This is a genomic window from Flavobacteriales bacterium, from assembly GCA_025210805.1.
Lineage (GTDB): Bacteria > Bacteroidota > Bacteroidia > Flavobacteriales > CAJXXR01 > JAOAQX01.
The window spans coordinates 38,866-52,541 of record JAOAQX010000019.1 but is presented as its reverse complement, the minus strand read 5'-3'; the positions used below and the strand labels follow the sequence as shown (position 1 = coordinate 52,541).

Genomic DNA, 13,676 nt, shown 5'->3' with positions numbered 1-13,676 from the left:
GTATTTTTTTAAAAAATAAATTGTTATAATACAGTTTATTTTTATATTTGTGGTGATTATTAAATCTTTATCATTACAAAAAACTTTAAATATGATACAATTATTAAAACTTGCCTTAATAGCTTTAGTTTCTTTACCTCTAAATGCTCAGGTTGGTATCGGAACAACAGCGCCTCAAGGCTCGTCCATTCTTCAACTAAGTGCTACAAACAGAGGGTTTATGCCACCAAAAGTAGCTTTAACTGGTCTCAACGACAACACAACAGTAAATAACGCTGGGGTTCCTCTGACAGCAACAGATGAAGGACTTATGGTATATAATACGGCAAATACTGGAGTAGATGAAAACAGAATCGTAAAAGGATACTATGTTTGGAATGGTTTAAAATGGATACAACAATCTAATGCTGTACCAGAAAGTTCATCACCAACAAGTCCAATGTTTAACCTTGGAACCAATCAAAAAAATGTACCTTCAGGTATTGATTCCCTTTTCATTGGAGATGCTGATTTAAGCGCTGGAAACGGCGGTGTTCCATTAGGTGCAGCATGTGTCGACATGAGAGAGACCAGTCTTTTAGCTTCATTTAATGGAAATTACGCACCCATTATTAGATTTAAGCCACCGGTTCATTCAATAGCAACTGTCTCTAATATTGGTAAAATTATAATTATTAGGAATGATGCTTCAGCAGAAATTACAATACGTGGAACCATAGCAAAAGGAAACCTTTCTGGATCGGAAGCAGACTATGTATTACCTGGTAGCTCTAGTGCCATATTCGCTTTAATAAATCTTGGAACCAATAGACCAAGTTGGTATCTTATATCAGAAAGTGGTGAAGCAGCCAAATCCGAAAGTATCTATACTGGTGATGGAACAACTCCTGCTGATGTTGATATAACTGTTACCGATAATATAGACATCGATACTGGAACGCTTTTTATTAACGGAAGCATGAATCAAGTAGGTATTGGAACATCTTCTCCCCATGTGTCTTCTTTATTAGACCTAAACACAACAGACAAAGCGTTTCTATTACCAAGACTAACGAAAACTCAAATGTTTGATATCCCTTCACCTACAGGAGGCCAATTAATTTATTGTATTAACTGCTGTATTGATGGAGGTTCTATTTTCCTATACAATGGGCATGAATGGAGAGCAACCCTAAACGCATGTCCAGAAGATAGAGATCTAGATGGCCTTGATGATGCAAAAGAAGTCGATAACAACGCAAATGGAATTCTTGATGCCAACGAAGATAAATCTTTTCAGTTGACAGATGATTTCGGTAGTGATGCAACAGCAAATAGAACGGGTACTCTAGGACCAAGTGGTACTTGTAAAAGAAAACAGTTAACAGCTCCTAACTATGGTGATAATTCTTTTGCAAATACTGCTGTAGGTCTAGCTGATGGAGAGTATGGTGTTGAAGTAAGTATGAGTTGTGCTAGTAATGCTATTTGGGAAGCCTCTCCAGCGGGTGTACCGAATGTCGATCACACTCCTCTTGATAATAATGGTTACATGTTAGTTGTAAATGCAACTGGAGGTACCACCGATGCTTTTTATGGTAGATCGCTTACAGGACTTCCCAAAAATACCAATCTCCAGATAACGCTTTATATTGCCAACATCATCGATAACGCATCATATGCAAAACCTAATGTGAGAATTAAGCTAATTAATAAAAATGTTGTACCAGAACAAACAATATCAGAACAGGTTATTGGAGTAATAAACAGTACAGATTGGTTAAAATATTCTGTTGTTGTAAACACAGGTCCATATGATGCCTTAGATCTTGAAGTTTTAGATAACTCCGCTGTAGCCATAGCGGGTAATGATTTAGCCATAGACGATATTGGTATTCAGGTTACTAATGGAGATACTGATGGAGATATGATTGCAGATAACCTTGATTTGGATAGTGACAATGACGGAGTCCCAAACATCCTTGAAATACAGCCTGGTAATGCGATTATCCCTTCAGGAAAAGACGAATTTGGTCCAGGCTCTTCATTTCCTAATGGACTTGACGATTCATTTGAACCCAATGGTCTAAGTCTTGACAATGCACCTGATACAGATAATATAGGGCTTGCTGACTTCTTAACAACTGATTCTGATGGAGATGGTACATCTGATACTGATGAATACAGCATAACACTTACAGGACAGGATAAAGATGGCGATGGATTAGATGATGCAATTGATATCATTGACGGTTTTGGATACCCAGCGGGGGTATTTACACCTACTTCTATTACGGCAGGAGATACCAATATAAGAACTTATACATACATTAATCCAGACGCTAACGGTAATGGTGTTCTAGATTATAGAGAATAACAATAGTGTAATTACTTAACCTACCTAAAAGAGACTGTCCGAAAGACAGTCTCTTTTGTTTTTAAACCAAATTATACATCTAAAAACAATCACCTTTACCAATATTAACCGAAAATCAAATTCAAAAATAGATCTCACAAGAAAAGCTTTGGTAATTTTGACAAATGCTTAGAACACTACTTATTATAATTGCAACAACAAGTTTGTTATTAGTTGTTGAATGGTACGCCTTTCAATCTATCAAAACGATGGTGTCTGAAAGATGGATACGAAAAGTTTGGATTTATTTTCATACACTCTCCTATATTGGGATTTTAATGGGCTTTTTGAGTCATAATAGACAAGACGGACAAACTTGGTTTTCTCAATTTGTAATGGGCTTTTTTGTTATTTTACTTCTGCCCAAATTATTTATTATCCTCCCCTTATTAATTGAAGATCTTTTTCGTTTTCTCAAATTCTTAGTAAACAAATTCTCATCAGAATCGAACCTTTCCTATCCTTCACGTAGGAAATTTATTTCCCAATTAGGACTTGGTTTAGCTAGTATTCCTTTTGCAGGATTAATTTATGGTGTGGTCAAAGGAAAGTTTAATTATAAAGTAATTCGTTATGAACTCTCTTTTGAAAATTTACCCAAAGATTTTGATGGTTTTCAAATTACTCATATATCTGACATCCATTCAGGAAGTTTTAATAATAAGGAAAAAATCAATTATGGAATTGACCTAATTAATCAACAGAAATCAGATCTTATATTGTTTACTGGGGATATAGTAAATAATAAAGCCTCAGAAATGAATCCTTGGATCGATTCTTTTTCTAAATTAAATGCGAATCATGGAAAATATTCGGTTTTAGGAAACCATGATTATGGCGACTATATTCCATGGGATTCTCAAGAAGAAAAAGCAAAAAATTTCAAAGAGATTCAAGAAATACATTCCAAAATTGGATTTCAACTTCTCATGGACGAAAATACTCCGCTTTCCATCAATGACAGCATTCTGCATTTAGTGGGTGTAGAAAATTGGGGAAAAGGATTTCACCAAAAAGGTGATTTGGAAAAAGCCAGTGCTGGGCTTTCTACCAAGGATTTTAAAATTCTACTCAGTCATGATCCTTCTCACTGGGAACATCAAGTGAAAGACCATCCTTTAAATTATCATCTTACCCTAAGTGGTCATACACATGGTTTCCAGATGGGAATAGAAATACCTGGGTGGATCAAATGGAGTCCTGTTAAGTATGTATATAAATATTGGGCAGGAATGTATAAGAATCATCATCAGTATCTTAATGTTAACAGAGGTTTTGGTTATCATGCCTTTCCTGGAAGAATAGGTATCTGGCCAGAAATATCCGTAATTACACTCAAAAAAGCATAAATTTAAAACATAGCTTTGAGCAACTTTGGCTGGCAATAAAAACTATTTTGACAATAAGCATATTATATCGCATTCGAAAAAAGTATATTTGCAAAAACTAATACCTCAATCCATGGCAACTATTTCAGAGCTAGAAAAAATTGCAAGTCAGGTACGAAGAGATATCGTACGAATGGTGCATCAAAATCAATCGGGACACCCTGGAGGGTCTCTAGGTTGTACAGACTATTTAGTCGCTTTGTACTTTTCAGAAATGAAGCACAATCCACAATTTAACATGAACGGAATAGGAGAAGATTTATTTTTCCTTTCTAACGGACATATTTCTCCTGTTTTCTATAGTGTATTGTCAAGATCTGGTTATTTCCCAACAGAAGAAATGAGCACCTTTAGAAGTATTGATTCAAGACTTCAAGGACATCCAACTACACACGAAGGACTTCCTGGTGTTCGTGTAGCATCTGGCTCATTAGGACAAGGGATGTCTGTGGCCGCAGGTGCTGCATTAACCAAAAAACTTAATGGAGACAACCAACTGGTGTTTTCTCTTCATGGTGATGGTGAAATTCAAGAAGGACAAATATGGGAAGCTGTTCTTTATACTGCTGCAAATAAAGTAGATAATCTTATTTGTGCGATTGATGTAAATGGTCAACAAATAGATGGAAGTACCGACGATGTATTAAGCTTAGGTTCTTTGGAAGCCAAGTTTAAAGCCTTTGATTGGGAAGTAATTATTGTTTCCAAAGGAAATGATATGAATTCGGTTGTTAATGGAATTCAAGAAGCAAAACAAAAAACTGGAAACGGAAAACCTATTGTTATTCTACTACATACAGAAATGGGTGCTGGAATAGATTTTATGGAAGGAACCCACAAATGGCACGGTATCGCTCCTAATGATGAGCAACTTGCAAACGCCCTTTCTCAGTGTGAAGAAACTCTTGGAGATTATTAAGTCACCCAAAAAAAGAAACGAAGATGAAAAAATATATCGCCGAAGATAAAAAAGATACACGTTCTGGTTTTGGAGCAGGATTAGAAGAATTAGGAAAAGAGAATGACCAAGTAGTTGCTTTATGTGCAGATCTTACAGGTTCTCTTAAAATGAATGCCTTTGCAAATAACCACCCAGAGCGTTTTTTCCAAACAGGAATTGCCGAAGCTAATATGATAGGTATGGCAGCAGGAATGACTATTGGAGGAAAAATACCATTTACAGGTACATTTGCCAGCTTTGCTACAGGTAGAGTCTATGATCAAATTAGACAATCGGTAGCCTATTCTGATAAGAATGTAAAAATCTGTGCATCTCACGCAGGTTTAACCCTTGGGGAAGATGGAGCAACTCACCAAATTCTTGAAGACATTGGGCTCATGAAAATGCTTCCAGGAATGGTGGTAATCAACCCTTGTGATTATAATCAAACAAAAGCTGCAACAAAAGCTATTGCCGATTATCACGGACCAGTATATTTGCGTTTTGGAAGACCAAAAGTAGCCAATTTTACACCAGAAAATCAAAACTTTGAGATAGGAAAAGCTTTAGAATTAGAGCATGGAACCGATGTGACCATTTTTGCAACTGGACATCTTGTTTGGGAAGCACTACAGGCTTGGGAAACCTTAAAAGAAAAAGGAATTTCTGCAGAAATCATTAATATTCACACTATAAAACCTTTAGATAGGAAGGCCATTCTAGACTCGGTAGCGAAAACAGGATGTGTTGTTTCTGCTGAAGAACACCAAAGAAATGGTGGATTAGGAGATTCTATTGCTCAAGTATTGATGGAAGAAAAACCTGTTCCTATGGAATACGTAGCGGTAAATGATTCCTTTGGAGAATCGGGAACTCCAGCTCAACTAATGGATAAATACGGATTAAATGCCGACGCCATTGTAAAAGCTGCAGAAAAAGTAATCTCAAGAAAATAATATTAGCTTAAACTACCAAAATATTTTTTTTTGTAGTTTTGCCCTCGAAAATTTGTAAAAAACAAACATACAAAGACTATGTCAAACAAGACTTTAACAATGATTAAACCGGATGCTGTTTCTAAAGGGCATATCGGAGCTATCTTAAACGATATTACTGTTGCAGGATTCAAAATTACTGCAATGAGAATGTACCAAATGTCTCGTCAAGATGCAGAGCGTTTTTACGCAGTACACAGCGAAAGACCTTTCTTTAACGATTTAGTGGAGTTTATGACTTCAGGACCTATCGTAGCAGCAGTTTTGGAAAAAGAAAATGCAGTAGCTGATTTCCGTACCCTTATTGGGGCTACAAATCCAAAAGAAGCGGCAGAAGGAACTATCCGTGCAAAATATGCAGAATCTATTGATGCAAATGCCGTTCATGGTTCTGATTCTGATGAAAATGCAGAAATCGAAGCTTCATTCCATTTTGCTTCAAAAGATCGTTTCTAGAAATAGAAAATGATTTTATAACATCAAAAACTGGCCAAAAAAATTGGTCAGTTTTTTTTTGTTCGAAAATTTAAAGACACCTTTAAACATTCTCGTATTTTTTCAGATATTTGCGTGAAGTCAAAACAAAAGTATTCATTTAGAATAAAAGCACATTTCGATTTTTGACTATTGAATAAACTGTCAGAAAACTATTGCTTTATTGAGTTTTGATAAATAAAAGAAGTGGCACAAAATTTGTGCTTATCTTCCTTTGATAAATAGGTATGAATAGGTTTTTAGTTTTATTTCTTTTAGTTGCACAATTATCTTGGAGTCAAGAATTTGTAGGCGAGTTAAAAAAATTTCAAGGGCAAGAATTAGCCTTTAGACATTCAGCATCTTATGGAAATTTCCCAAACTATCAATGGACTGACCAAAATGGACAAAGCATTGATCTGTATCAAGAACTCAATAAAAACAAAACCATCATATTAAGTTTTTTTTCTGTGTGGAACTCCTCCTGTGTAGATAAAATATTTGTTTTAAATCACCTTCACGAAACTTATGGAGCACTTGATAAGGCAAAAATAATCAGTGTCGAATCAAACACTTTACAGAGTTTATCAAATATGGGACTTAATAATGGTGAAGAAATCCCTGTAAACTGGGGAATCAAACACTCTTTTGTTAACCTAGATGGTCTTGATGCTTTCCTTAGTAATAATGTAACGTCCACACCTTCATATATTGTAATCTCTCCAGATAAATCTTACACAATCATAAGTGGAATCCAGTCCTTTACTTTTACATTAACGGAGCTCAATAAAGCTTTTTTATCTTCTCAAAACCTTCCTGTTTTACACGATTTAGACATCCTACAATTTGTCTATTATAGATGCGGTGATGAATACACATTCGTAGGGTATATCCAAAATACGGGTACAAATTCCATTAATGACTTCACCATAGACATTAATGATGCAAAAGGGGTTTCATTGTACAATCATAGTAGTACAACACCAATAAATCCTAATGATCTCATAGAGTTTACCATTACCTTACCAATTAGTCAATTTGATTCCCTCCCACATTTGTTAGAATTGAGTACAACAGCTCCTTATGAAAATATATTAAACAACAACCGCAGCCTTAATAAAATTGATTATATCGTAAACAAAAAAATTACGATCGAAATTCAAACAGATAAATACCCCGAAGAAACAGCTTGGGCATTATTTGATCAAACGGATGAAAAGTTTTTAGCAATCCACGGAATAGACACCAGTAAAAATAAAATAACTGGAATAGGACAAGGAAATCACTTAAATCAATTCACACTCGACATTAATCATTGCTATAACTTTTTAATACTTGATAAAAACAAAGACGGCATTTGCTGTACTAATGGAAATGGGTACGTAAAAATAACAGAAACAGAAACGGGAACAGTTATCCGTAGATTCGGAATATTTGATGAAGCTTACAGAGTTAATTTCCAAGCATCCGACGGATATTTATCTCACGAAGAAATTGAACTAAACAAAGCAAAAACAGTATTATATACGAATTACAAAAACTTATTAGGACAAGATATTTCCTACCCCACAAAGAATAGTTTCTATTTTGAGATAAAAACTTATGAAGATAATTCTCAATCAATCTCAAAAAAATGGATGAAATAATTCGTTCAAATAAAAAAATATACTTATATTTGCCCCTCGAAATAAGGATTAGAAAAGAGGCGTCAAAAACGCTTTGTCAAAAATAAGAAACGATGAAAAGAACTTATCAACCATCTAGACGTAAAAGAAGAAATAAGCACGGTTTCATGGACAGAATGTCATCTGCCAATGGACGTAAAGTATTGGCTAAAAGAAGAGCAAAAGGTAGAAAGAAACTAACTGTTTCGTCTGAGCCAAGACATAAAAAATAAACATACTTTAAAGTATTTAAAGGTCTTATCGTTTTTTCGATTAAGACCTTTTTTTTAACTATACCTAAGTGTATTAAGAATTTATTATCTTTAGACTTTACAAACAACTCATCTAAAAATGCCAAAAGACAATTCCATCAAATCAGTTCTTATTATTGGAAGTGGACCTATCGTAATCGGACAAGCCTGTGAATTTGACTATTCAGGATCACAAGCTTCTCGTTCATTAAGAGAAGAAGGTATTGAAGTGACACTAATAAACTCCAATCCTGCAACTATAATGACAGACCCCGTGACAGCAGACAATGTGTATCTAAAACCATTGACTATTGAATCACTTGAGGAAATTTTGACAGAAAATCCACAAATCGATGCCGTTCTTCCAACCATGGGAGGGCAAACTGCCTTAAACCTGTGTATAGACGCAGATAAGGACGGACTTTGGGAAAACCACAATGTAAAAATCATTGGAGTTGATATCGATGCCATCAATATTACGGAAGATAGAGAACAATTCCGCCAATTGATGAATCAAATAGAAATTCCTGTTGCACCCGCAAAAATTGCTCGTTCATTTTTGGGTGGTAAAAAGATTGCACAAGAACTTGGATTTCCGTTGGTAATAAGACCTTCATTTACACTAGGAGGTTCAGGAGCCTCATTTGTTTACGAAAAAGAAGAGTTTGAGCAATCTCTTAAGAATGGACTTCACGCCTCTCCTATCCACGAAGTTTTAATAGATAAAGCGCTATTTGGATGGAAAGAATATGAATTAGAACTTCTTAGAGATAAAAATGATAATGTAATCATTATCTGTTCTATTGAAAACATGGATGCTATGGGAATCCATACAGGAGATTCTATTACTGTAGCACCCGCCATGACTCTTTCTGATACTACTTTTCAGAAACTAAGAGATATGGCTATTAAAATGATGCGCTCAATCGGAGATTTTGCTGGAGGATGTAATGTTCAGTTTGCAGTAAGCCCTGATAATAATGAAGACATTGTAGCTATTGAAATCAACCCTCGTGTATCAAGATCATCAGCATTAGCTTCTAAAGCAACAGGATATCCTATTGCTAAAATTGCAGCAAAACTTGCCCTTGGTTATACCCTTGATGAGTTGGATAATCAAATAACAAAAACTACTTCTGCATTCTTTGAGCCTACTTTGGATTATGTAATTGTAAAAATTCCAAGATGGAATTTCGATAAATTTAAAGGATCTGATAGAACACTAGGACTTCAAATGAAATCTGTAGGTGAAGTAATGGGAATAGGACGTAGTTTCCAAGAAGCACTCCAAAAAGCCTGTCAGTCACTAGAAGTAAAAAGAAATGGTCTTGGAGCCGATGGAAAATATTGGACAAACCAAGATGACGTTATTGATGCACTAAAAGTAGCAAGCTGGGATCGAGTATTCCGTATTTACGATGCTTTTAGATTAGGAATTCCGTTAAAAAGAATTCAAGAATATACCAAAATCGATAAATGGTTCTTGAGAGAAATTGAGAAAACAATCGCTTTTGAGTACGAACTTGAAAAACACAGCATAGAAACCCTAAGTCCAGAAATGCTTCTTGAAGCAAAAATGATAGGACTAGCCGATAGACAAATCGCCAATTTAGTTGGATGTCTTGAGTCTAAAGTTTATAATAAGCGTCAAGAATATGATATTCAGCGTGTATTTAAACTTGTTGACACTTGTGCAGCCGAGTTTGAAGCATCTACACCATATTACTATTCTACTTTTGAGCCAAAATCATCATTAAAAACTAATGAACTTGTTGCTCACAATGAAAGTAAAGTATCCGACAAGAAAAAAATTATTGTTTTAGGTTCAGGACCAAACCGAATTGGACAAGGTATTGAATTTGATTACTGTTGTGTACATGGAGTATTGGCCGCCAAGGAGTGTGGGTATGAAACGATCATGATCAACTGTAATCCAGAGACTGTTTCAACAGACTTTGATACGGCTGATAAACTTTATTTCGAACCTGTTTTCTGGGAACATATCTACGATATCATTCAGCATGAAAAACCAGAAGGAGTTATTGTACAACTCGGAGGTCAAACAGCCCTAAAACTAGCCGAAAAGCTCGATAAATATGGAATCAAAATTATCGGAACTTCATTTGATGCTTTAGACTTAGCAGAAGACCGTGGTAGATTTTCTAATTTATTAGATGAAAACAAAATTCCTTTCCCACAATATGGGGTAATAGAAACAGCTGAAGAAGCTATTGAATTGTCAAAAAAACTTGACTTCCCTATCCTAGTAAGACCTTCTTACGTTTTGGGTGGACAAGGAATGAAAATAGTGATCAACGAAGAAGAACTTGAAAGACATGTGATCGATTTACTTAAATCTATCCCAGGAAACCGAGTATTGCTAGATCATTATCTTGAAGGAGCTATTGAGGCAGAAGCCGATGCTATTTGTGATGGTGAAAATGTACACATTATCGGAATAATGGAACATGTGGAGCCTTGTGGAATTCACTCAGGAGATTCTAACGCCGTACTTCCTCCTTTTAATTTAGGACCATTAGTAATGGAACAAATTGAAAGCCATACCAAGAAGATTGCCTTGGCACTAAAAACGGTAGGATTAATCAATATCCAATTTGCTATCAAAGATGATCAGGTTTATATCATTGAGGCAAATCCAAGAGCTTCTCGTACCGTACCATTTATCGCAAAAGCTTACCAAGAACCTTATGTAAACTACGCTACTAAAGTTATGCTAGGTGAGAAAAAAGTAACTGATTTTGACTTTAATCCTACACAAGAAGGATACGCGATAAAAGTACCTGTTTTCTCTTTCGAGAAATTCCCGAATGTAAACAAGGAATTAGGTCCTGAAATGAAATCGACTGGAGAAAAAATCTATTTTATAGATAGTTTAAAAGATCCTTTCTTTAAGAAAATTCACTCGGAAAGAAGAATGTTCTTGAGTAGATAAGAAAAAGAAAATATCTTTATTCAATACAAACACCCAACAAAAAGCGTTTCTGTTGGGTGTTCTTTTTATGAGCTTTTAGATAGAAAAAAAATAATTAAGCCTAATCTTGATTTCAAATAGAAAGGGATAAAATTAAACCGAGAATTCAGCATCAGTAATAAATTTGACAAAAAATCGGTATAATATTCTATATTTACCATCACTATCTATTATTTTGAAGTAATCAATGAGATTTTTTAAAAATAAACTTCCAAATGTAATCCTTATCGGATTAGGGCTTCTATTTATCCATATTCTTTATGGAAAAATATTATGGAACCCAAATGAATACATTTTCAGTCATGAAGGAGATGGAATAAAAAACTATTTCACCTATGCTTATCACATCAAACATGGTCAAAGTAGTACCAATTTTGAGGGAATGAATTATCCTTATGGTGAGAATTACCTTTTTACAGATTGTCATCCTTTTCTTGCAAGATCCTTCAAAAACTTGGCAGAATATTTCCCATTTTTTCAGACTTATTCTGTAGGAATTCTAAACGTTATTTTAATCCTTTCTATTTTTTTTACACTATTAGTCGTCTATAAAATTTTAAGGGAATTAAAACAAGACCCTTGGCTTAGTATTATTTTTTCTTTGGCAATCACCTTATTAGCTCCTCAAATACTTAGAATAACTGGGCATTTTGCCCTTTCTTATAGTTTTGCTTTTCCGCTCACATGGTTACTTATTCTAAAATCCTATAAAAACCCTAGGAAGAGTATTTATTTACTCTTATTAATCAGTAATCTGTTTTGGATGTTTATTCATGCATATTTAGGAATGATTTTACTCTCTTTTATTTTAGCATATTTATGTGCTAAAATAATTATTGAAAAAAAACTCTTTCAAAAAGGCAATAAAGATTTATGGCTTCTATCGTCGGTCATTCTACCTATTATCTTATTTTATTTGCATCTTGGATTTTCTGACACACATATCGGGCGAACCGATAATCCATCGGGTTTCTTTTTGTATAATGCAGAATTAGATGATATTTTGCTCCCGTCTCATGCTCCTTTTAGACCTTACTTAGATCAACTTACAGGTGGAAAAATTAGACTTCAATGGGAGGCAAGAGGTTATTTAGGAATGATGAATACATTACTCTTTTTAAGCTTCTTAATAATGGGTATTCTGAGTATTTTTAAAAAGAAATTAAGAATTAAATTAGCCACTATCTTTAGCAGCAAATTTTTTAATATTTCTTTACTTGCGTCTGTATTTGTACTTCTTTTTGCGATGGGAATTCCGTTTAAACAATTCCCTGATCTCTTAGATATTTTCCCAGCAATTAAACAATTTCGAGCCACAGGAAGGTTCGTTTGGCCATTTTATTTTGTCTTTACAATTTTTTCGGCAGTGTATTTTATGACATGGCAAAAAAAATCAGGTAAAAAAAGTCTTAAATTAATTTTTGTAATTATCATCGGATTTATTAGCTGTTTTGAAGGATACAACTACCACAAGATAACCTCTAAAAGCATTTCTAAATCGAAAAATATTTTTGCAAAAAAACATCTTAGCGATACCTTCCATCAATCTTTACAAAGAATTTCACCAGAAAAATATCAAGGGATTATTGCTTTGCCTTTTTATCACAGTGGCTCAGAAAATTTTTCAAGACCCCGACAAGCAAAACCAATGTTACAATCTATGGTTGTATCTTATCACACAGGTATTCCATTGGTTAATTCAAATTTAGCGAGAACTTCAATAGAAGAGAGCAAAAGAATTATTCAGATTATTTCTCCCAATTATTATCCGAAACCTATTCAAAAAGAGTTAAAAGATTCCAAGCCTTTCCTAATTCTCAAGTCTAAAGGTTTATACACAAAATATGAAAATATCCTTATAGAAAAAGCGCAATTACTCCAAAGCAACCAGGATTTTGACCTACTGGAAATTAGCCCTGATATTTTATTTAAAGATGACAAATCAACTGTTGTTAATACTTTTAATAAAAATTTGTCATCACTAAAAAATCAAGGTCAATTTTTATTATCCGATTCAAATTCATTTTTGTTTTATAACAGTTTTGAAAACTTAAAATCAGATACAACCTTTAGAGGAAATGGTGCTTTTGCATCTTGTAAAAAAGGAAAAAATACATTTGCTGAATTCCTTCCAAATACATTTAAAAAGCATCAAAAATACAATTTAAGCCTTTGGATGTATCATGGAGAACCTGATGCCTTAAATAAATGGTTCCGATTAATTATAGAGGAATATGATGAAAAAAATAATCAATGGTATTCTAGCACTTTTTTTCCAGTGGAGGCCGAAGTATTCCACAAAAACTGGTCTTTAATGGAAGTAGATTTTGAAGTTAGAAATCCTCAAAATAGAATTTATATTGTATCAAAAGGAAAAGAAAACTCAAAAGCAAGTTTACATATCGATGATCTCTTGGTTAAAGAAAAGGGAGTTGATGTTTACCAAATGAATGCATCTAGTCTTTTCTACAACAATCACATAATATCTACAAAGGATCATATTGACTAATTTTTATTGAACAAAAAAAAGCAATTCTCGAATTTCCGAAAATTGCTTTTACTATTTTGTAATATTTG

9 protein-coding genes are annotated in these 13,676 nt (G+C 34.2%); all 9 read left to right on the top strand.

Annotated features, from left to right (window positions below):
- Positions 1-91: 91 nt before the first annotated feature.
- The gene (locus N4A45_07510; GenBank protein ID MCT4665063.1) at positions 92-2,356 is read left to right on the top strand and encodes a hypothetical protein; all 2,265 of its coding nucleotides are present in this window, start codon (positions 92-94) and stop codon (positions 2,354-2,356) included.
- A gap of 164 nt (positions 2,357-2,520) precedes the next feature.
- Positions 2,521-3,744 (top strand): metallophosphoesterase, encoded by a 1,224-nt coding sequence (locus tag N4A45_07505; protein ID MCT4665062.1) that lies wholly within the window; start codon positions 2,521-2,523, stop codon positions 3,742-3,744.
- A 112-nt stretch (positions 3,745-3,856) separates the two neighbouring features.
- Entirely contained in the window at positions 3,857-4,702 is an 846-nt protein-coding gene (locus N4A45_07500) for a transketolase (GenBank protein MCT4665061.1), read from the top strand.
- A 23-nt stretch (positions 4,703-4,725) separates the two neighbouring features.
- Positions 4,726-5,679: a transketolase family protein gene (locus N4A45_07495; GenBank protein MCT4665060.1), complete on the top strand. Its 954-nt coding sequence runs from the start codon at positions 4,726-4,728 to the stop codon at positions 5,677-5,679.
- A 78-nt stretch (positions 5,680-5,757) separates the two neighbouring features.
- Positions 5,758-6,174, top strand: a complete 417-nt coding sequence (locus N4A45_07490; GenBank protein ID MCT4665059.1) for a nucleoside-diphosphate kinase — start codon at positions 5,758-5,760, stop codon at positions 6,172-6,174.
- 266 nt (positions 6,175-6,440) lie between these two features.
- On the top strand, positions 6,441-7,838 hold the full coding sequence (locus tag N4A45_07485) for a redoxin domain-containing protein (GenBank protein ID MCT4665058.1): 1,398 nt from the start codon (positions 6,441-6,443) through the stop codon (positions 7,836-7,838).
- A 92-nt stretch (positions 7,839-7,930) separates the two neighbouring features.
- Complete coding sequence (gene rpmH / locus N4A45_07480; GenBank protein ID MCT4665057.1) at positions 7,931-8,089, top strand: 50S ribosomal protein L34; 159 nt, start codon at positions 7,931-7,933, stop codon at positions 8,087-8,089.
- A gap of 118 nt (positions 8,090-8,207) precedes the next feature.
- Complete coding sequence (gene carB, locus N4A45_07475; GenBank protein MCT4665056.1) at positions 8,208-11,060, top strand: carbamoyl-phosphate synthase large subunit; 2,853 nt, start codon at positions 8,208-8,210, stop codon at positions 11,058-11,060.
- A 226-nt stretch (positions 11,061-11,286) separates the two neighbouring features.
- A complete protein-coding gene (locus N4A45_07470) occupies positions 11,287-13,608 on the top strand; it encodes a hypothetical protein (protein MCT4665055.1) in 2,322 nt (773 codons plus the stop codon).
- Positions 13,609-13,676 lie beyond the last annotated feature (68 nt).